General features: G+C 41.0%; 19 protein-coding genes. 16 read left to right on the top strand and 3 right to left on the bottom strand.

Going from position 1 to position 20,649, the window contains the following annotated elements; genetic code table 11:
- Window positions 1-139 precede the first annotated feature (139 nt).
- A complete protein-coding gene (locus P5G49_RS11540) occupies window positions 140-751 on the top strand; it encodes an RraA family protein (RefSeq protein ID WP_301243948.1) in 612 nt (203 codons plus the stop codon).
- 57 nt (window positions 752-808) lie between these two features.
- Here the strand turns inward: P5G49_RS11540 and P5G49_RS11535 are convergent, their stop codons facing one another.
- Window positions 809-1,672: a LysR family transcriptional regulator gene (locus tag P5G49_RS11535; RefSeq protein WP_301243946.1), complete on the bottom strand. Its 864-nt coding sequence runs from the start codon at window positions 1,670-1,672 to the stop codon at window positions 809-811.
- A 165-nt stretch (window positions 1,673-1,837) separates the two neighbouring features.
- On the opposite strand from P5G49_RS11535, the gene acnA reads away from it, so the two are divergent.
- The 12 genes from acnA (at window position 1,838) to P5G49_RS11475 (ending at window position 16,547) form a co-directional block, all read left to right on the top strand.
- Complete coding sequence (acnA, locus tag P5G49_RS11530; protein WP_301243944.1) at window positions 1,838-4,495, top strand: aconitate hydratase AcnA; 2,658 nt, start codon at window positions 1,838-1,840, stop codon at window positions 4,493-4,495.
- 194 nt (window positions 4,496-4,689) lie between these two features.
- Complete coding sequence (locus P5G49_RS11525) at window positions 4,690-6,258, top strand: ABC transporter substrate-binding protein (RefSeq protein WP_301243942.1); 1,569 nt, start codon at window positions 4,690-4,692, stop codon at window positions 6,256-6,258.
- 88 nt (window positions 6,259-6,346) lie between these two features.
- A complete protein-coding gene (locus P5G49_RS11520) occupies window positions 6,347-7,297 on the top strand; it encodes an ABC transporter permease (RefSeq protein WP_301243940.1) in 951 nt (316 codons plus the stop codon).
- Window positions 7,298-7,334: 37 nt separating this feature from the next.
- Window positions 7,335-8,273: an ABC transporter permease gene (locus P5G49_RS11515; RefSeq protein ID WP_301243938.1), complete on the top strand. Its 939-nt coding sequence runs from the start codon at window positions 7,335-7,337 to the stop codon at window positions 8,271-8,273.
- Window positions 8,273-9,289, top strand: a complete 1,017-nt coding sequence (locus P5G49_RS11510; RefSeq protein ID WP_301243936.1) for an ABC transporter ATP-binding protein — start codon at window positions 8,273-8,275, stop codon at window positions 9,287-9,289. Before P5G49_RS11515 ends, P5G49_RS11510 begins: the two co-directional genes overlap by 1 nt.
- On the top strand, window positions 9,270-10,292 hold the full coding sequence (locus P5G49_RS11505) for an ABC transporter ATP-binding protein (RefSeq protein WP_301243934.1): 1,023 nt from the start codon (window positions 9,270-9,272) through the stop codon (window positions 10,290-10,292). The genes P5G49_RS11510 and P5G49_RS11505 overlap by 20 nt, the downstream gene beginning before the upstream one ends.
- A gap of 137 nt (window positions 10,293-10,429) precedes the next feature.
- Window positions 10,430-11,575 carry an MFS transporter gene (locus tag P5G49_RS11500; RefSeq protein WP_301243932.1) on the top strand — a complete coding sequence of 382 codons (1,146 nt, stop codon included), beginning with the start codon at window positions 10,430-10,432 and terminating at the stop codon, window positions 11,573-11,575.
- Window positions 11,576-11,600: 25 nt separating this feature from the next.
- The gene (locus tag P5G49_RS11495; RefSeq protein ID WP_301243930.1) at window positions 11,601-12,335 is read left to right on the top strand and encodes a sulfite exporter TauE/SafE family protein; all 735 of its coding nucleotides are present in this window, start codon (window positions 11,601-11,603) and stop codon (window positions 12,333-12,335) included.
- Window positions 12,336-12,403: 68 nt separating this feature from the next.
- Window positions 12,404-13,981 (top strand): sensor histidine kinase, encoded by a 1,578-nt coding sequence (locus tag P5G49_RS11490; protein ID WP_301243929.1) that lies wholly within the window; start codon window positions 12,404-12,406, stop codon window positions 13,979-13,981.
- A gap of 5 nt (window positions 13,982-13,986) precedes the next feature.
- Window positions 13,987-14,661 carry a response regulator gene (locus P5G49_RS11485; protein ID WP_301243927.1) on the top strand — a complete coding sequence of 225 codons (675 nt, stop codon included), beginning with the start codon at window positions 13,987-13,989 and terminating at the stop codon, window positions 14,659-14,661.
- A 50-nt stretch (window positions 14,662-14,711) separates the two neighbouring features.
- Complete coding sequence (locus tag P5G49_RS11480) at window positions 14,712-15,698, top strand: tripartite tricarboxylate transporter substrate binding protein (RefSeq protein WP_301243925.1); 987 nt, start codon at window positions 14,712-14,714, stop codon at window positions 15,696-15,698.
- A 102-nt stretch (window positions 15,699-15,800) separates the two neighbouring features.
- Entirely contained in the window at window positions 15,801-16,547 is a 747-nt protein-coding gene (locus tag P5G49_RS11475; protein ID WP_301243923.1) for a hypothetical protein, read from the top strand.
- Window positions 16,548-16,694: 147 nt separating this feature from the next.
- Here the strand turns inward: P5G49_RS11475 and P5G49_RS11470 are convergent, their stop codons facing one another.
- Together P5G49_RS11470 and P5G49_RS11465 are read right to left on the bottom strand one after the other, a co-directional pair.
- Complete coding sequence (locus P5G49_RS11470) at window positions 16,695-17,174, bottom strand: hypothetical protein (protein WP_301243921.1); 480 nt, start codon at window positions 17,172-17,174, stop codon at window positions 16,695-16,697.
- Between the two features lie 27 nt (window positions 17,175-17,201).
- Window positions 17,202-17,459 (bottom strand): hypothetical protein, encoded by a 258-nt coding sequence (locus P5G49_RS11465; RefSeq protein WP_301243920.1) that lies wholly within the window; start codon window positions 17,457-17,459, stop codon window positions 17,202-17,204.
- 223 nt (window positions 17,460-17,682) lie between these two features.
- On the opposite strand from P5G49_RS11465, the gene P5G49_RS11460 reads away from it, so the two are divergent.
- The 3 genes from P5G49_RS11460 to P5G49_RS11450 all read left to right on the top strand — a co-directional run bounded on the left by P5G49_RS11460 (window position 17,683) and on the right by P5G49_RS11450 (window position 20,646).
- Window positions 17,683-18,195 (top strand): hypothetical protein, encoded by a 513-nt coding sequence (locus P5G49_RS11460; RefSeq protein WP_301243919.1) that lies wholly within the window; start codon window positions 17,683-17,685, stop codon window positions 18,193-18,195.
- A gap of 184 nt (window positions 18,196-18,379) precedes the next feature.
- Window positions 18,380-19,090 carry a CPBP family intramembrane glutamic endopeptidase gene (locus tag P5G49_RS11455; protein ID WP_301243918.1) on the top strand — a complete coding sequence of 237 codons (711 nt, stop codon included), beginning with the start codon at window positions 18,380-18,382 and terminating at the stop codon, window positions 19,088-19,090.
- 257 nt (window positions 19,091-19,347) lie between these two features.
- Window positions 19,348-20,646, top strand: coding sequence for a serine hydrolase domain-containing protein (locus P5G49_RS11450; protein WP_301243917.1), 1,299 nt, complete (start codon window positions 19,348-19,350; stop codon window positions 20,644-20,646).
- Window positions 20,647-20,649 lie beyond the last annotated feature (3 nt).

The following is a 20,649-nucleotide window of genomic DNA, read 5'->3' as shown; positions in this document are numbered from 1 at the left end:
TATTTTATAGCAACGTATCCTAACCATTTTTAAAATGCACTATTCAAATAAAGCATCACTAACCATAAATAAACCCTATTTCCCACATACCAGCACACTTGATACGATATTTGTATACCTATTTCAAGGAGGCGGGAACATGAACATAATAGATCAGTTTCAAAAAATCCCAACAACAAGCATTTCCGACGCGTTAAATGGCCTAACCAATCTTGATGCCTCGATTAAGCCATTAAAAGAAGAATATAAAATTGTCGGTCGTGCTTTTACTGTCCAGATGCCGGTCGGTGATAATCTTGTTGTGCTGAAAGCGATTCGCGAGGCGCATCAAGGGGATGTGCTTGTCATCGATGCGAAGGGGGATACGTATCGGGCGATTGCGGGTGATTTCATCCTTGGACTGGCGCAGACGCTTGGTATTCAAGGGGTTGTTATAGATGGGGTCATTCGCGATATAGTTGGGGCTAAACATCTTGATTTTCCTGTATTCTGCAAGGGAACTACTGTTGCGGCAAGCGGAAAAGCAGGTGATGGGGCTATAAACGTACCAATTTCCTGTGGAGGTGTCTCAGTTCAACCCGGCGATCTAATTGTGGGGGATGCGGATGGTGTCGTAGTTGTTCCACGTTCAATGGAAGATGAAGTATTGATAAAGGCGCTCGACAAAGAAGATAAGGATCAAAAAAGGGCGGCGAATGTGTCCGGGGATAGGGAAAAGGTCATTGCGTATTTAGATGAGTTTTTATCATGACCAATGGGATGGGCCTGAAAAGCCTGTCTTTTTTAATGCACAAAAATAGGGCGCAGGTTAGACAAAAGGCGCCCTCTTTATAAAGTCTACAAATGCCTTCACCACATTAAGCTTTTCAGATTCTTTGTGATAGATCATCCATGTTTTTTGCGTAAGGGGATGACCATCCTTTGTTTGCAAGGGTGATTGATACACATGTGGAGTATCCATTAAAAAAAGAGACGGCAAGATTGCATACCCAAGACCGCTCAAAACCATTTCCTTACAAGTATCTCCGCGGTCGACTGTGACTTTTACAAGTGGCGGTTGGGAGTAGCGTTCTGCCCACCAATTATCGGTTAAATGCTTGTAAAGTGTGTCGGTTTGGTAATCGATTCTTGGCAAGTTTGGTAGGTTCTCTAAATCGATTGGGTGAATCGAAGCGATGCAGAGCGATTCTTCAAATAGTAATTCCTTTTCACCTGGCCAATTGTAATTGCCTCTAATAAATCCGATATGTATGTCTTGATTAAAAGCGAGTTGGTTGATTTGTTTGCTATAACCGGTTTCTACTTGAAATTCAACGTCTGGAAACTGTTTTTCAAAATCGGCAAGCCAATTGGGAAGTAGGTATTTACTGATGAAATTGGAGACGCCGAGGCGCAATGTACCGGCGATATAGTGGTTAAAGTTATCGACATCCTCTTTTATCTCACGGAATGTGTCCAAAAGTTCCGTTGCCCGCTTCGCCAAATACTCGCCTTCAGGTGTGAATTGTACTCCTTTGACACCGCGATCTACAATTTTCGCACCTAATTTCGTTTCAATTTGCTGTAACCGCTTTGTTAGTGTCGGCTGTGAAATAAACATAGCTTTTCCTGTATTCGTAATGTTTTTTTCCTGGTAAAGCGTATGAATAATAAGCCAATCCCTCTCATCCACATTAATCCCTCCAACTGATTGAAGTTTCAATCAATATATCATAAGGAAGTTTATTCTGAAAGTCCCATTCAAAAAGAGCATAATCAACAATGAAAGAACGCTATTTTTCGTAAGATCAAAACTGCATTACTCTTAATAAAGAACACTCATTAGGAGGACAACAATGTGTACACGACTTCAACATTACAGATAAACGGCAAGGAATTTCATTATTACCCAATTGAATCAATGGCGACACACGGAAATATAAAGAAGTTACCTTATTCAATAAAAGTCTTGCTTGAGGCGGCGATTCGTAAATATGACGGAAGCGCCATAACGAAGGAACATATTAGGAAACTTGCGAACTGGACGGCTGAGCGCAATAAAAATGAAGAAGTTCCATTTATGCCAGCCCGCATTCTATTGCATGACACGACGGGTCTGCCAGCGATTGTGGACCTTGCGGCAATGCGGGAGACGATTACCGAAAAGGGAGGGGATGCTTCAAAAGTAAATCCGTTAATCCCGGTGGACCTTGTTGTCGACCATTCAGTTGCCGTTGACTATCATGGAAGCCCTGAGGCGATGGAAATGAATGAGAAATTGAATATGGAACGAAATATGGAACGGTTCCGTTTTCTTCGGTGGGCTCAGCATGCATTCGAAAATTTACATGTCGTTCCACCCGCGACAGGAATTATGCATCAAATCAATATGGAGTATTTATCGTCGGTGGTCACTGAAGAAGAGGTGGATGGCCGAACCGTTTTGTTTCCGGATTCTCTCGTTGGAACGGATTCGCATACGACGATGATTAATGGTCTTGGAATTGTGGCATGGGGAGTGGGCGGAATCGAAGCGGAAGCCGCCATGTTGGGACAGCCTTTGTATTTCGTTGTTCCGGAGGTTTTAGCTGTACGATTAACCGGGGCACTTCAGGAAGGAGTAACCGCTACCGATTTGGCATTAACGATAACGAATCTACTTCGAACGCATGGCGTCGTCGGGAAGTTTGTAGAGTTCTTTGGACCAGGTGTCCACTCGATGAGTGTTGCTGACAGGGCGGCTGTAGCCAATATGGCTCCCGAATATGGCGCGACAATGGGGTTCTTTCCGGTTGACCGGGAAACGATCAAGTATTTGCGTCAAATTGGGCGAAGTGAGGTGCACCTCAAGTTAATCGAAACCTATTACAAAGCCCAAGGAATGTTCATGGAAGAGAATAGTGAGGCTTCTTATTATCCGGAAATGATCGAATTGGATTTATCGACAATCACAACTTCCCTTGCAGGGCCGAAACGTCCTCAAGATCGAATCAGTTTGACGGATATGAAACAGGCGTATCAAACAATCATTCGTCAACCCGTTTCAGAAGGAGGCTATGGACTAACTGAAGAACAGCTTGGGAAAAACAAAAACAATATTACGCACGGATCAGTTGTTCTTGCTGCAATTACAAGTTGTACAAATACATCAAATCCGACTGTGCTAATGATGGCTGGACTCCTTGCAAAAAACGCAGTGGAAAAAGGATTGGAAAAGCCCAACTATGTTAAAAGTTCATTGACGCCAGGATCGCGTGTCGTGACGGATTATTTAAGAGGATCGGGACTGTTAACGTACTTAGAGAAATTAGGATTCCATGTTGCGGGGTATGGCTGCGCAACTTGCATTGGAAATTCAGGTCCACTTCCGACAGAAATCAGCCAAGCTATTGAAGAACATGATTTGACTGTAGCAAGTGTCCTATCTGGAAATCGGAATTTTGAAGGGCGCGTCCATCCGGAGATCAAGGCGAATTACCTTGCATCGCCGCCACTTGTTGTTGCCTATGCGCTTGCGGGAACTGTGGATATTGACTTCGCGAATGAACCGATTGGAATGAACTCACAAAATGAACCCGTATTTTTACGCGATATTTGGCCAACATCCGCTGAAGTTCAAAAGTGGATTGCAGATGTGATCCGTCCTGAACTCTTTAAAAATCGCTATCAAGATGTATACGACGCCAATGACAGTTGGAACAAGATTAGTATACCCAAAGGTCAATTATATGAATGGGACGCTTCTTCCACATACGTTCAGCAACCACCGTTTTTGCAGGACTTGAACCAAACTCCAACACCGATTAAAGACTTTGAAAGGGCAAGGGTATTGGCGTTTTTTGGTGACTCGGTGACAACTGATCATCTTTCACCGTCTGGTATCATAACTGCGAAAAGCATGGCCGGTGAATATTTAAAAGAAATGGGCGTAAAGCCGCAAGATTTTAATTCCTATCCTTCACGTCGCGGGAATCACCATGTTATGGTCCGTGGAGCGATGGCTAATCTTCGTATTCGAAATAAGCTTGTACCGGGCTCGGAGGGAGGTGTGACAAATTATTTTCCAACCGGCGAAATACTGTCCATTTATGAAGCATCCACGAAATATAAACAGGATGAGACACCTCTTTTGATTATCGCCGGAAAAGAATATGGGACAGGGAGTTCAAGGGATTGGGCTGCTAAAGGCGTTCAGCTCTTAGGAGTCAAAATGGTCCTTGCGGAAAGCTTTGAACGAATCCATCGGAGTAACTTAGTCGGGATGGGTGTTTTACCGCTCCAATTCATTCCTCATGAAAATGCGCAAACACTCGGGATAACCGGGAGGGAAGTCTTCAGTACAGTCGGCTTATCCTATCAAATCCAGCCGGGTGAAAAGATCAAAATGAAAGCCGAGCGAGAGGACGGAACCGTTCTCACCTTCGAAGTCATTGTCCGCCTCGATAATATAGTGGATGTGGAAACCTATCAACATGGCGGTATTATGCAGAGAGTAGTACGGCAGTTGATGGATTAAAAGATTCAGTGGTTTTAATGAACAAAATGTATTCAAATGTTTTAATTCATTTTAAGTAGTCAATCTATTATGTCAGTTTAACTTATGGTAAATTTCGAAGTATACAAAAGATGGTTTTATTGATATGTAACCGCTGTCATTAGGGACCTATTTTTTGTTTGGGTTTAATTACTGAAAAAACAGGGGGAATTGGAATGAAGTTCATTAAGTATGCCATATTTTTAGGCGTCCTATTACTTGCACTTGCAGGTTGTTCGAAGGATGACAAGGCTGGGGCGGATACGACGAAAAAAGGAACGACATCAGGGGGAGAATTGAGGGTTGCAGTGCCTTCTGAGCCGCCAACATTGGACACGCATGTAAATACAACAACAATTTCTTCAAATATTGCAAGAAATATTTTTGAAACTCTTTTGACGTTTGACTCTAAAGGCGGAATTCAACCAATGCTTGCAGAATCATATAAAGAAGATGGTAAGACAATTGAATTTAAATTGCGTAAGGGTGTTAAATTCCATAACGGCGAAGAACTGAAAGCAAAAGACGTTGTTGCATCGATGAACCGATGGATCCACGTTTCGAGCTCAGGTAAAGAGACTTTCAAAGGTGCAAACTTCTCTGAAGTGGATGAGTACACTGTCCTACTTGAAATGGCTCAACCAACTTCAACAGCAACACTTGTTTTATCATATTCAGGCGGTGAATCACCATCCATCATGCCTGCTTCTGTTCTTGAAGGTAAGGAAGAGAAGGAAAAAGTTACTGAATATATCGGTACTGGCCCATTCAAATTCAAGGACTGGAAACAAAACCAACATATTCACATGACGAAATTTGAAGACTATTCCCACCGTGATGAGCCGGGGGACGGCCTTGCTGGGAAACGTGAAGCATTAGTAGATGATCTTTACATTGTTTTTGTTCCGGATTCTTCTACACGTGTTGCCGGACTTCTATCAGGGGAATACGACGCTGGTATGGAGATGCCAATCGATAACGTGGATCAGTTGAAAGCGAACAAAGACGTTGTACTGAAAAGTGTTCCTCGTGAACTATTATTGCTTTATTTCAATAAAAAAGAAGGCCTTTTCGCAAATCAGGTTGCACGTGATGCGGTAAACGCAGCAGTAAAGAAAGAAGACGTTTTGAAAGCGGCATTTGTTAACCCGGAATTCTACAAAACGAATCACCATGTCATGTTAGCGAACCAAGAAGCACAATGGTATAGCGATCTTGGTAAAGATGAATATGGCAAACAAGATGCAGAACTTGCTAAAAAATTATTTGCTGAAGCTGGTTATAAAGGCGAAGAAATCCGCCTGATGACTTCCCGTGATTATGACCATATGTACAACGCTTCAATCGTTGTTCAAGAGCAATTGAAAAAAGCTGGCGTAAACGTGAAGCTTGAAGTGTATGACTGGCCGACGTTCTCAGAACGCCGTAATGATCCATCTGCATTCGATATCACAATCATTACTAATAAAGGTAAAGTTGAGCCAACATCCCTTGTTTGGTCAAGACCGGACTATGTGGGTTGGACAAATAGCGAGAAGTTAGCTCCAATTACAGCTAAGATCCGTACAGCACCATCTCTTGATGAAGCACGTAAATACTATGACGAACTACAAGCGTTCTTCTTAGAGTATAAACCTGCTATCAAAATGGGTGACGGAGATATGCTTTTCGCAGGTCGTACATCACTATCTCAATTGGAAGATATTGATGGACTTATTTTCTGGAACGTTTCAAATTCCAAGTAATTGAAGGGTTAAAATAACGCCAGGTTTAGCATGTTTTTGTAAACATGGCGTTATTTTTTATTTTTATGCTTGAAGGAGGTAAACACGCATGTGGTCATACATTATTAAGCGTTTATTTTCGCTGATACCAGTATTATTTATTGTTTCTATTGTTATTTTTTCAATCATCCATCTTACGCCTGGAGATCCGACGACTTATATGTTAGGGGAGGAAGCGACTCCTGAACAAATTGCGGATGCGAAGAAGCAGCTTGGATTGGACCAGCCGATCCATGTGCAATATTTCAATTGGGTTAAAAAGGCTGCAATCGGGGATCTTGGCTCTTCTTACCATATGAATATGTCGGTGAATGACGCGATTATGAGTCACATCGGACCGACATTATCGCTCGCGATCTTAGCGGAGATTGTCGCCTTGCTTATCGCTATTCCACTTGGAATCATCGCTGCAATTAAAAGAGGGACAGCTACAGACCAAACAGTTATGGGGTTCTCGTTACTTGGAATGGCAATCCCGAGTTTCCTGTTAGCATTGTTTTTAGTATTACTTATCGGAGTGAAATTACAATGGTTGCCAGTCGCAGGATACCGGCCGTTGGATAGTGGATTATGGAATCATATTAAATATCTAATCATGCCAGCCATTTCGTTGGGATCCATCCAAGCAGCTTTGATTGCAAGGATGACAAGATCCTCCATGTTAGAAGTATTGAACACAAATTATATCAAAATGGCAAGGGCAAAAGGGGTAGTCGAAAGACGAATCATTTACGGCCATGCATTGCAGAACGCTTTCCTTCCAATCTTGACAGTTATCGGTATCACATTCGGTGGATTGGTGACAGGGGCTGTTGTAACGGAAACAATTTTCAATATCCCAGGCATCGGTTCATTGATCATCAATTCAGTTGCAAGACGTGATTATACGGTCATCCAAGGGATTGTTCTATTTGTAACATTCGTTTATGTCATGCTGAACCTGGTCATTGATATCCTTTATGGAGTCATTGATCCTCGTGTTCGATTGGAAGAAAAATAGACAGTGGATCTATTGTTAAGCGGTAAGGAGGAATAGTATGGAGAACATAGGGAGCACGTTAACGCTGTCAGAGGCAAGAAAGAAATTGAAGAAAGAGCAACAGCAGCTACTGAAAAAACGTTTCTTTTCCAATTATTCAATGGTAATTGGATTAGTAATTGTCATATTTTTAATGCTTTTAAGCTTTGTCGGTCCTTATTTGACAAGCTATGGTCCGTTGGATCTCGAAGTGAACAACAGGCTTCAAGCACCAAATGCGGATCATTTATTAGGAACGGATAATTTCGGAAGGGACTTGCTTACACGAATTGTATATGGTGCAAGGGCTTCTATTAGTGTTGGTTTGTCGATCGCAATCATCACGTCCATAATTGGTCTCGCCATCGGTTTATACGCCAGTTATTATAAACGGTTGGACCAGATTTTAATGCGGATCTGCGATGGTTTGATGGCTATTCCTGGAATTCTTTTGGCAATCGCTCTAATGGCAGCTTTAGGTCCGAAAGTTGAAAACGTTATCATCGCATTGAGTATTGTTTTCACACCATACGTCGCACGTATTGTTCGATCGGCTGCACTTGTCGTTCGTGAACAGACGTATATTGAGGCAATGAAAGCGCAAGGCGCAAGTTCAACTCGTATAATTTGGCTGCATGTTGCACCAAACGTATTGTCACCGCTAATCGTACAGGCGACTTTCATTTTTGCCGATTCAATTATTACGGAAGCCGCGTTGAGTTTCCTTGGAGCGGGGATTCCTGCGCCGGCACCAAGTTGGGGGAATATTTTATATGACGGAAAGCTGGTCATCTTCAATGCTTGGTGGATGACTGTATTCCCGGGGCTTTTGATTATCATTGCTGTTATCGGGTTGAACTCAATGGGAGACGGGCTACGGGATATCATGGATCCGCATTATAAAAAGGTTACGAAAAAGCGTTCCAAGGCAGTAAAAGGGAAGGAGGAAGTTGCGTAATGTCAGATGTACTTTTGGATATTAAGAACCTCAAAACCCACTTTTATACGGAAACAGGCCATGTGACGGCTGTTAACGGAGTATCGTTCAACGTCAAAAAAGGGGAAATCGTCGGCGTCGTAGGTGAATCGGGTTGTGGGAAAAGCGTAATGTCCCAAACGATCCTACGCCTTTTCGAAGAAGGGACAGTCGAATACGAAGGGGAAATCAACTTTAACGGCAGAAATCTTCTTAAACTCAATAAAAGACAGATTAATAAAGTTAGAGGAAATGACATCTCGATGATCTTCCAAGATCCTCTCAGTACACTAAATCCTGTGCACACAGTCGGTCGCCAAATTGCAGAGTCTATCATTTTGCATCAAAATGCAAGTAAAAAAGAAGCGGAAGAAAAAGCAATTGAACTATTACGACTTGTCGGGATTCCATCGCCTGAGAAAAGAGCGAAGGAATATCCGCATAATCTTTCCGGCGGGATGAGACAGCGTGCGATGATCGCAGTGGCGCTTGCTTGCCGTCCGAAGCTGTTGATCGCAGATGAGCCTACAACCGCACTTGACGTTACAATCCAAGCTCAAATCCTGGACCTGATGAACAATCTGAACGAAGAACTGGATATGGGCATCATCTTCATCACGCATGATCTTGGTGTCGTAGCTGATCTCTGTTCACGGGTCGTTGTCATGTACTTAGGGGAGATCGTGGAGGAAGCTAGTATTGAGGAATTATTCGATAGACCTTTACATCCTTATACACAGGGGCTTATAAAATCGATTCCTCAATTAGACGGGGACCGGTCCGCGATGCTACATACAATAGAAGGAACAGTGCCGCCGTTGACACGCGTGCCGAAAGGATGCCGTTTTGCGGCGCGTTGTCCATTTGCGGATGAAAAATGCGTTGCGTCTGCACCTCCTGTCACGGAATACACTGCTACACAAAAAGTGAAATGCTGGCATTTTGAAAAAATCCTTAAGAATCAGGAGGGAATCGCAGATGTCCACACTTACTCTTGAATCCAGCAATGAACAAAAGATCGAAAGCAAAGAAACCCTTTTGGAAATTAAAAATGTGAAGAAATTCTTTCCTGTGAAAAAAAGCCTTTTACAATTCAACAAAGAACAGACTTATGTCCAAGCGGTGAATGACGTTTCGTTTTCCATCCTGAAAGGTGAAACGTATGGCCTTGTTGGGGAATCCGGCTGCGGGAAAAGTACAACAGGGCGTACATTGTTGAAATTAATCGAGCCGACGGAAGGCGAAGCCATCTATAATGGAAAGGATATTTTCAAACTTTCGGGACAAGAGTTGCGCAAAGTGCGTCAGGATATTCAAATGGTTTTCCAGGATCCCTATTCTTCATTGAATCCAAGAAAACGGATTGGAAAGACACTTGAAGAGCCGTTAGTCATCCATAACATCGGAACGCCGAAAGAGCGAACGGAAATCGTCATGGAAATCTTAAGTAAAGTCGGTTTGCAACTTGAACATTATTTCCGTTATCCACATGAGTTTTCGGGTGGGCAACGGCAACGGATCGGGCTTGCGCGTGCGCTTATCTTGAATCCGAAATTATTGATCATGGATGAGCCTGTTTCGGCATTGGACGTATCAATTCAATCACAAATCTTGAACTTGCTGAAAACTTTACAGAGTGATTTCGATTTAAGTTATCTTTTCATCTCACATGATATGAGTGTCATTCGACATGTTTCCGATCGGATCGGTGTCATGTACCTTGGGAAATTAGTGGAAGAAGCACCTACGGATGAACTGTTTGCCAACCCGTTGCATCCTTATACACAGGCGCTTTTATCGGCAGTACCTGTTCCAAAATCGGGCGCGAAAAAGGAACGGATCATCCTTGAAGGTGAATTACCATCTCCGATGAATCCTCCTTCGGGCTGTGTGTTCCACACCCGGTGTCCTTTTGCAATGGATCGATGTAAAATGGAAGTCCCGATGAAGAAAGAAATTGCGAATGGCCATCACATTGCCTGTCATCTATATGATAAATAAACGGAAAAAGACTCCTTCAACGGTTGGGGAAAGGGGTCTTTTTACTAATTTTTTTCAGCTTGCGTATTGGATTAAGGACTTTAGAAAATTAGACTGGACATAGCTTTAATTCCGGGATGAAGAAGAGGCGAGTACCTATGGTTTTACGAAATGTGTTAATCATCGTGTTAGGTTTTCAAATCGTGATCAATGCAACCCGACCACTACTCACATTATCTGCCTATGAAATGAATGCTTCGATGCTCGAAATCGGATTATTGACGGCATCTTTTGCCGCACTGCCATTATTAATCGCCATCCAGGCGGGAAAGATCGCCGATACGATTGGTGACCGTCTTCCTGTCATTTTCGGTTTAATCGGAATGGCTCTCGGAATGTTGTTCCCTTATTTATTTGAATCGATTTGGTCGTTATATGTGAGTCAAATCCTTGTTGGAACGTCCAATGTTTTTATTGCGTTATCGTTGCAAAATGTCCTTGGGAATGACGCGACGAAAGAAACCCGGGATTATTATTTTAGTATGTTTGCGTTGGCTGTCGCGGGCGGTGCGTTGGTTGGTCCTGTCATGGGTGGCTATTTAGCCGATCATATCTCTTACTCCGCCGGTTTTCTTGTGTCGATGATCATTAGTATTCTATTAATCGTTTTTGCTATTTTCATACCCGTCACGATCAAAGAACAGCCTACTGAAAAAGTGAGTTTTGGTGCCTCGTTGCAGTTGGTAAAGGATCCACTGATTCAAAAGGCATTATTTTCAAGTGCGCTTGTGCTTTATTCGAAAGACATTTTTGTAGCGTATTTCCCGCTTTACGGAACGGATATCGGACTCTCGACCACGACAATTGGTTGGATTCTATCGATTCAGGGATTAGCTATGATGACGATCCGTTTTGTCTTGCCTAAATTACTACAAGTGATGGGTCGGGAAGTCGTTTTATTTACTTCCATTTTACTTGCGGGCGCTTCCTTTCTATGTTTTTCAATCTCGCATAATGTTATTCTCTTTTTCGTTTTCAGTTGTCTGATGGGGTTTGGCTTAGGATGTGGACAACCGATCTCCATGACGACGACTTACAATGCTTCACCAAAATCACGAACCGGCGAAGTGTTAGGTATTCGTTTGATGACTAATCGCCTTTCCCAATTCATCGCACCAGTGCTTTTTGGCGCAGTCGGCGGATGGATTGGTGTTGTGTCCGTCTTTTACGTGAGTGGCGCCTTTTTAATAGGTGGGGCGTTTATTATGAAACCGCGTAAAAATCAAGAAGAAGTCAATACATAATTTGGGGAATAGAGGGGTTAATGCAATGGAATATGTTCTTATTTTTTTCATTGGGATCGTCGCTACAACTTTAGGCACACTTGCAGGGGGAGGCGGTCTGATCAGTCTACCTTCAATGCTGTTAATGGGACTCCCGATCCATTCGGCCATCGGAGCGAATAAAGTATCGAATACTGTCAGTGCATTTTCCAGTTTTTACGTATTACTCAGAAGGAAAGAGATTTCATTCAAAGAATCGTTCTGGATTATCCCTGTAAGTCTTGCTGGAGGAATTAGCGGTGGATATATTGCTTCACAGATGTCTGCGAAAAACCTGTATTGGGTAGCAATTTGTTTACTCATCTTTGCATTCATCACTTCGTTTTTATCAAAGGGGAATTTTAGTGGGAATGAACCGCTCCGTTTCTCGAAAATAAGCGTTCCCGGCCTTTATGGAATTGGAATCTATGACGGAGTATTCGGTCCTGGCCAAGGGACATTAATGCTTTATTTATTTGGATATTTGAATGTTGCCTACATCCGGGCAGTCGGGTACGTGCGACTTGCTACATTTGCAAGTTGCTTTGGGGCTTCTATCAGTTATATCTCAACGGGAATGATCATTTGGCCGATGACAATTGCCCTGCTTCTTGGTTCAGTGACAGGGGCACAAGTAGGTGTGCGGATCGCTCAAAAGTTGAACCCAAAATATGTTAAACCAATCCTTCGGGTTGTAACGGTAGCGATTATCCTTCAGCTTGTTATTGAAAACTTGAGATAATTGAATACAAGACTCATCCGATGTTGGTATAATAGAGTTGTAACTTCAAGACAGAAATTGGTGAAAAAATGTTTAAAGGATCTTTGCAAAGAAAGATTTTAATAGTAGTAGTTTTCCTTGTCTTTTTAATGGTCTTCTTGATGTTAAGTCTTTTTATATATACAGATTATAAACGGGTATTCCAAAATGCAGAGGAAAAGGGATTACAAACAACGAAAATCCTATCGCAAATGGATTCCATTCAGCGGGCGATGGCGGAAGGGAACACCGATGAACTGAAGCCTCTCGTCGATTACTATATGACCCAGTCGGAAGCGGCGTTTATTGTCATTAAGGATCGGGAAGGAACAGTCCTTGCTCACCCGTCATCAGAGGAAGTTGGTGAAATTCACCCAATAAGGGATGAGACGAAAGCGCTTGTTTTCGGTGGTAACTATAATGTGATGTCTGATGATATTATCGGCTCTGCCGTTGTTGCAATTTCACCGATTTACGTGGATCGGCAAATAGTAGGTATTGCTAGGGTTGGATACTTGGTGAAAGACCTACAAAATACCGTTATTGATCGCACAAAAAAATTGGCTCTGTTCTCCCTTTCTATTTTTGTAATCGGGATTCTACTAAGCATTTGGCTTGCGCGTCAAATCCGCAAAGATACTTTTGGAATGGAACCACAGGAAATTGCAAATTTCTACATGGAACGACATGCAGTTCTTGCTTCAATTTCGGAGGGACTTATTGCCACTGATGGTGAAGGGAAAATAAAGATCATCAACACGGCAGCAAGAAAGATTTTGAACATAACAAGCGATTATAAAGGAAAACCCATACAGTCCATTTTTCCGACTTTACAAGACTCTGACCTAATAGATATTTCAAATAAGCCTTTATCCTTCGAGATAACGATCAATCAAAAAACGTTAATCATGACGATTGTACCGTTACAAAAGATCGCCACTTCCGGGACAGTCATTACATTCAAAGATAAGACGGAAATGAATGAACTCGTCAATACATTGTTCGAAGTGACGAAGTACTCGGATGACCTACGGGCCCAAACGCATGAATATATGAATAAACTTTACGTCATCTCGGCTTTATTGCAACTGCATAAGTACAACGAAGCGGTCAAAATGATACAAGAAGAAATCGATATTACCCAACATACGAACACCTTTATATTGGAAAATATCAAAGATCCAAACGTCCAAGCGATTTTATTTGGAAAAATTGGAAAAGCATCGGAAAACAAAATCATTTTTAACATTGATGAAAATAGCAGTATCGCAGAACTTCCATCATTCATCGGAACTGGATTATTAACGATTATAATCGGCAATCTGATAGACAACGCCTTTGACCAGGTCATTGACCAACCGAATGGCGAGGTGAATTTCTTTGCCTTGGATATTGGCGAGGACATTATTTTTGAAGTATCGGATAACGGCAAGGGAATTCTCCCGGATGTTGCAGATAAGATTTTCACACAAGGTTTTTCTACGAAGGGCAAGGCAGACCACGGATACGGTCTATCGAATGTAAAAAGTGCGATTCAAAATCTCGGTGGGGATATTCAATGGTCGAGCAATGAAAGCGGAACCATCTTTACAGTTTTCATCCCAAAAACCGAAAGAGTTGAAAGGTGATACGAATGTTAAATGTTTTAATCGTAGAAGACGATTATCGAATTGCGGAGATCCATCAACAATTTTTGGAAAGTATTGAAGGCATTCGGGTCGTAGGGAAGGCATTACGGGCAGAGGAAGTTCACGGGTATTTTCAAAAGGAAAAAATCGATCTTCTGCTTGTTGACATATACATGCCCGATCAGTTGGGGATCGACTTGGTTGTTGAACTGAAAAAGACATACCCTGATCTTAGTTTCATCATGATCACGGCTGCAAAAGATATGGAAATCCTTGAAAGAAGTGTCAAAGCAGGTGCCTTTTATTATCTGATTAAACCATTGCAGTTGCAGAAGTTGCAAGAGGTCATTGAGCAATTTAAAAAGAGGAAGTCAATACTTGAATCAGACAATCCAGTCGAACAATCATTAGTTGACCAATTATTCAGCAAGCCCTCCTTCGAAACACCGCAACAAGAGGAATTGCCGAAAGGGATCAATGCGCTGACACTTTCGAAGGTCATAGAAACAATGAAGAATTTTTCAGAGGGCACGACCGTTGAAGAAATCGGCGAACAGATTGGTGTTTCAAGAACAACCGCACGAAGGTATATGGAGTATCTTGTGTCGATAGGCAAAATGAAAGCGGAGTTGGAATATGGAATTGTCGGCCGCCCCGAAAGGAAATACTTTATGGTTTGAGCATCCTTATAGGGGTGCTCAATTTTTAACTTGAAAGTGGGGAAAGTTCGATGAAAAAAGTCATTCGCTCGTTTTTAATTGGTTTCATACTGCTATTGCCGGCATGTTCCGCCGGAAGCAAAGCTGACATAGGTGATCAGGATTTCCCAACGGTAGCGATCGAAATTATCGCTCCGGCATCGGCCGGCGGTGGATGGGATACCGCAGCACATGCAGTCCGACAAATCTTGATAGAGGAAAAATTAGTGGAACAGGACATTCACGTTGTGAATAAGCCGGGAGGCAGCGGAGAAGTTGGTTGGCAACACTTGTCCAATCAAGATGGTCACCATATTGCTTTCAATTCAAGTCTCCTGTTGACAAATCATCTCGTTGGACAAAGTAAATTGCAGTTTCGGGATTTTACGCCTCTCGCAATTCTGACAACAGAATGGATTGCTGTTGCAGTGCCAAATAATTCTCCATTTCAAGATGCGAAAGAATTGTTGGAACAGTTGAAAGAAGACCCGTCGTCCTTAAAAATTGCTGTCGCACCAGGTCTTGCAAACAATGATCATCTATCTTTTTTACAAGCTGCCAAAGCCTTCGGAGTTGATGTATTGAAGTTGAATTTTTTAGTGTATGATAGCGGCGGAGACATCGTAGACCAGTTACTTTACGGGCAAATAGACGTAGCGATTTCCTCCGTTTCTGAATTTATTGATGAACATCAGACGCATCAGTTCAAAGTCATAGCTGTCACATCGGACGAACGTCTTGAAGGATTAGAGGATGTTGCCACTTGGAAAGAGCAAGGCGTCGACATGGTATTCCCGCATTGGAGAGGCATTATGGGGCCCCCAGATATGACTGAAGAAGAAATTGCTTATTGGAATCAAACGATAAAAAAGATGACTGAAACCGAGGCGTGGAGGAAGTTGATAAGGAAATACAAATGGGAGTCATTTTATAAAGGAAGTAGTGAGGCGAAGAGATTTTTGGAGGAGCAGGAGAGAATGTATCGCCAGTTGTTAGAGGGATCAGGGTTGGTGGATTAGGGCGGCTTTGGCACTGGGCGTGTCCTGAGCATACTAAGTGCTATTTACATACCATTCCATCATACCTTTCTTTAGAGCAATCTAAAGGGAGGAATATATAACATGGAAATCATTCGGTATAGTGCTGATCCACATAGCACAGTAAAGTTTATTAAATCGAATTTGGATTTATTGGATGAAGTGTCGAGTTTTGAAGTATATTTTAACGATGAAGATATACCGGTAATCTATCGAAATGTTCCCGATGTTTATTTGGATGAAGGGAAAAGGGAAATTCAATTTAGAAACTATACGTTAATCTTGAGGAATGAAGAAAGTGAACGGGAAATTTGGTTAAATGGTGCAACCTGCGGATACAGTGGTAGCGGGCCAAGTGCAACGATTGAAATTTTGCAGCTGCTTGGCGTCAAGTATAATTACGACAAAATCACGGCGGAAAAGAAAATTGTTGAGAAAAAACTTGTCACCTTCCATGATCTAAACATCCATATTTATCGTCCGACCGAGCTATGGAATTCGCGTGGCGATAAAATCTTTACTGCCAAAATGTCTTTTGAAACTGCTGGCCAGAAATACGAGGCGAAAAAGTTAATTGAACAAATGGGCTATCTAAGGCCATTGATTCGTCGAACTGACTATGAGAGGATCGGCAAAATCGAAGCCTATTATTTCGTGAATACACCCTATTCAACGCGGAAAGAATGGCCCGAATATGCAACGAATAATACGTTGACATTAAATCGGGCCTATTCGCAAATTGGTGTGAAAACAGTAAAAGAAATCATCGAGAATATAGGGTATACGTATAATGCAAGACTTGGGATTGAGACCTATGAGAGGACACTGTGAAAAGTGTACTTTTATATTAGGTTGATAAACCTGAAATCATGAACCTCTCCAATCGTGTACTTAATAAAAGGGATTATTTATAAAAACGGGAACGGCAATCAAATGGTTTGCCTTCCCGTTGTATGACATACTACATTTTGTCCGCTTTTAACGCCCGTCATCCAATTTGAATTCTTGGATAGTAGTGTTAAATAGAAACCCTCGCTTTACTGCCATTACTGGGTTGCCTTCCATTAAGTCATTTTCATTCATCTTAAAAGTTACAATTACTGAGGTGCTCATACCGGGATTCAGTTTATGATCAGTTAGCTGCACACGTTCGCTTGAATAGGTATTTCCATTGTTTCTAATTGAAAACGAAGTATTGCTAATTGAAATCTCTTTATGATTGATGTTTTCTATACTGAAATGAAAAGTATGCTCCGTCTCATTATGCGATGAATTAAGAAGTTGAATCAATATATCATCGAAATGTAACACTTCAGAGGAGAAGGTCGTATTTTCTGCTTGCACCGTTTCAACCGACGAGTTGTTAGGCTTAATGAAAAGGAAGACAGCCAAGAGTAACGAGGCCATCAGACCAACAATAAATACTTTATTTCGAGGTGATCCTAAAAAGCTTGCCAAAAAAATGACCTCCTAATATTTTTTTCATTAAATTAAAAAACCGGGTAAAAGCGAAAAATGGTAGTAAAACGAAAATAGCGAAATACAAATACCGATAATCGCCTGGATTCGTAAATACCGTTTAAATAAGCCAACGATTCCAAGAATAAAGGCAAGAATCCATACAGGCATCAACAAAACACCAATAACAGGTACAATGCCAAAAATAAATCCAATCAGTGCAAAAATAAGCGACAAAGTAGCTGTGGTGTTCCTCTCTATCCGAATATTATGAGTTTGCGTCATGTTTTTTCTCTCCAATCAACTTCATTTTCACTTTATTATTCCCCAATAGAACGTAGTGCATGCAAAAATAATTAGGTTACTGAAGTAAGATGTGTTTTGCTTTTAACGATTCTCTGTCTAAACAACTTAAATACACTTAGAAATATGGTAATTACATCGTCCTAAATTTATTGAAGGTGGAATACAATGGTGCAATTGAAAAAATAAAATGGGAGGAAAGTATTTGAGTGATAGGAAATATGGTTTAATGTTTGGGGCAATCCTGGTTGCTTTAGGCTTTCATATGTGGGCTGACTATTTAACTATACCGTTACAGGGAAGGGCCGCCGGTGAATTAACATCTGAAGTGTTAGGACAAATTACATCATCATTTGCTGCAATCTTCCTAAGTGTAATAGATAAGCCGTATGAAATTACAGAGGCAACGTATAGTGTAGGATGGAACCTTGCTTTCCCGTTGCTGTTATTATTAATTGCAACATTACTATTTGGCTATATACTAAGGCAGCTTGTGTTATCAATCTTTCAAGAAGAGAATACGAAACTCATGGGTGCATGGAAAGGGATTTTATCTTTACTAATTACTTTTGTTTTATTTAATTCCGTAATAAAGACATTTGGAATTTTAGTACTTAACCTAGCTGTTGCTGCTGTTGTGGGAATCATTTTCATCATTTTCCTTTCTATACTTAAATCGATGGTGAACAGCGATGAAAAAGAAAGAGTATATACGTAAAGTAACTAGTTCGGTTGAATGGGAGAAAATATAAAGAAACACAGAGTTCAGGGACACAATTCACATATGAATTGGTGTCCCTGTATTCTGAAAAACAGTATTTTTCATTCTTCTAAATAACAACAGTAAGCCAATTCATATTTTTTTCCCTCTTTGAATATGTTGAACAAAGAGGGGGACAAGTGTGGCTTTTTCAAGGTTTTTATTTAGATTTGTTTTGTCTTTTTTATTTATAGGAGTTTATACATTAGTAGATATATTCTTTCAACTTGGTCTAACGAGTGATGATGCCAATAATATATTCACTTTACCTTTTTTGTATTTTATTACATTATTAATTTTATTACCCCGAATGAGAAAAAAGTTTGTATTGTGGTTCATTTTTAAAAAAGAAGAAACTTATAAAACTATATGTTATCCTATCTTAGTTGCAATAATACAATCTTTTTTAGTGTACATTTACATGTATACTCCATATTGGTTGGGTTCGGAAGCTATTGGTATAGGATCAAAACAAGTAACGACTGTAGAAGGTGTTACTGAAATTGGTTTAACAATTGGTGCGACAATAATTGGACCCTTTAATGAAGAATTTATTTTTCGATTCTTTTTGATTGCGGGATTTATTGAGATATTAAATTTTTCAATTAGTAAATTTAAACGATTAATTAAATTAAAACCGATTGCCATCATTTTTTGGATAATAGTTACCAACTCGTTTTTTTCATTATTACATGGGCCTGACTTATTAAGCTTCCCTCCTTATTTCGTAGGAGGTGTAATACCTAGCCTGTTTTTTATAAGGTACGGATTTTTAGCTGCGTGGATATCTCATGGTATGTTTAATTTCCTTTCTCCTATTGCTTTTTCAATTATTCACAGCCTGTTTATGTAAAGAATATATAGATAATGAACCCTTTCTTTTGTAGAGAGGGTTCTATTTTGTAATGATTAAAAAGACTATACATCATAATACACAAAGCTAAAGGCAATTATATAAAAGAGATTTAGGAAGAAGCTGATGGCATCTGCTATCGGCTTTTACGTTTATTAAAAAAATCTGGGAACGTTTTAAGTCTATTATACGTGGCGATAAGGTGTTAGAATAAATTATATACGAGTGGTCAGAAAATTAATTCAAATGAAAGGAGAATGAAATTGCGTCAATGGGATGGATTTGAGAAGTATGTAAATAAAGTAATGAAATCTGAAAAGATTCCCGGAGTCGCTGTTGCGGTTTCAGAGAATGGGAAAGTCATTTATCAAAAAGGCTTTGGGACGAGGGATTTGGAAACGGGCGAACCTGTCACTCCGGAGACGATTTTTGGCATTGCTTCGATTACTAAGTCGTTTACTGCACTTGCCATTATGAAATTAATTGAGGATGGTAAGGTGCAACTTGAGGATCCCGTGACCAAGTACCTTCCTGATTTCCGGTTGAAAGGTTGTGATTTTGTTGATGACATAACGATTCATCATCTTTTATCGCATACGACCGGGATTGGAACGATGGAGCGCTTGGAGCAGTTGAATGGTTTTGAAGAACATTTACGATATTTGAATGAGACGGATCATACCTATTTAGGCAAGCCGGGTGAGTTTATTTGCTATAACAACGATCTGTTTTTATTATTAGGGGCCATTATTGAGCGGGTGACCGGAGAGAAGTATCAGGATTTTATTACAAAGTTGGTTATCGAGCCATTAGGGATGGAGAGGACTACATACGACCTTCAGGAGTTGCAGGGATTTGACAATGTAACGGTTCCATACGTGTTGGAAGATGGTAAACCGAAATCATGCCCTTGGCCGACCTTAGGGAATTATGCTGTTGGTGGCGGCGTTCGCTCGACAGTATTGGATTTACTGAAGTATGGAGAGAAGTATGTTGGTCCGGAGAAGAATATAATAGCCGATGAGTCCATTGTGAGAATGACTACTCCTGTACACTATGTTAGCGGAAAAAGCTTTTATGGATACGCCCTTAAAATCACTCCTGATTACTTGGGTGTTTCGTTAGTCGAACATGGCGGCGGGCAACCGGGCGTTTCATCCAATTTCGGGTTCATTCCTAAACGGGGAATTGTAGTTGCCGTGTTGACGAATTTGAGTAATATAAGTGCAGACGCCATTTGGCTTGCCGCGGTCAATACTTTGTTAGATCTTCCGATTGATCAAAAAAGAAGTGTGGAACCGGAATTTGAAATGAAAATTGACCAACTCAAACGAATGGTTGGAACGTATCGTTCAGGTGAAGGGGCCGAAGTGGAAATTTCTTTGGATGGTCCTACAGCTATGGCTACGATTGGGAATGAAACTTTTACTCTTTGCGCAAGTGATGAATCTACTCTCGTCATTGAGTCTACTGAAAAACCGATACGCTTCTTTTTTGATGGAGAAGATGAGGCATGGGCGTTGTTTTTGGGACTTAGAATGTTGGTTAAACAGTAATGG

Source organism: Sporosarcina highlanderae (assembly GCF_030433715.1).
In the GTDB taxonomy this organism is placed as follows: domain Bacteria; phylum Bacillota; class Bacilli; order Bacillales_A; family Planococcaceae; genus Sporosarcina; species Sporosarcina highlanderae.
Note: the sequence above shows the minus strand (reverse complement) of the source record. Positions and strands in the feature narration are given on the sequence as shown.

Bases quoted from the DNA above. Each gene is read 5' to 3' on its own strand.
- P5G49_RS11505 (WP_301243934.1), top strand. From the start codon at position 9,270: ATGTCCACACTTACTCTTGAATCCAGCAATGAACAAAAGATCGAAAGC.
- P5G49_RS11525 (WP_301243942.1), top strand. From the start codon at position 4,690: ATGAAGTTCATTAAGTATGCCATATTTTTAGGCGTCCTATTACTTGCA.
- P5G49_RS11465 (WP_301243920.1), bottom strand. From the start codon at position 17,459: ATGACGCAAACTCATAATATTCGGATAGAGAGGAACACCACAGCTACT.
- P5G49_RS11490 (WP_301243929.1), top strand. From the start codon at position 12,404: ATGTTTAAAGGATCTTTGCAAAGAAAGATTTTAATAGTAGTAGTTTTC.
- P5G49_RS11485 (WP_301243927.1), top strand. From the start codon at position 13,987: ATGTTAAATGTTTTAATCGTAGAAGACGATTATCGAATTGCGGAGATC.
- P5G49_RS11475 (WP_301243923.1), top strand. From the start codon at position 15,801: ATGGAAATCATTCGGTATAGTGCTGATCCACATAGCACAGTAAAGTTT.
- P5G49_RS11520 (WP_301243940.1), top strand. From the start codon at position 6,347: ATGTGGTCATACATTATTAAGCGTTTATTTTCGCTGATACCAGTATTA.
- P5G49_RS11450 (WP_301243917.1), top strand. From the start codon at position 19,348: ATGAAATTGCGTCAATGGGATGGATTTGAGAAGTATGTAAATAAAGTA.
- P5G49_RS11500 (WP_301243932.1), top strand. From the start codon at position 10,430: ATGGTTTTACGAAATGTGTTAATCATCGTGTTAGGTTTTCAAATCGTG.
- P5G49_RS11515 (WP_301243938.1), top strand. From the start codon at position 7,335: ATGGAGAACATAGGGAGCACGTTAACGCTGTCAGAGGCAAGAAAGAAA.
- P5G49_RS11495 (WP_301243930.1), top strand. From the start codon at position 11,601: ATGGAATATGTTCTTATTTTTTTCATTGGGATCGTCGCTACAACTTTA.
- P5G49_RS11540 (WP_301243948.1), top strand. From the start codon at position 140: ATGAACATAATAGATCAGTTTCAAAAAATCCCAACAACAAGCATTTCC.
- P5G49_RS11480 (WP_301243925.1), top strand. From the start codon at position 14,712: ATGAAAAAAGTCATTCGCTCGTTTTTAATTGGTTTCATACTGCTATTG.
- P5G49_RS11510 (WP_301243936.1), top strand. From the start codon at position 8,273: ATGTCAGATGTACTTTTGGATATTAAGAACCTCAAAACCCACTTTTAT.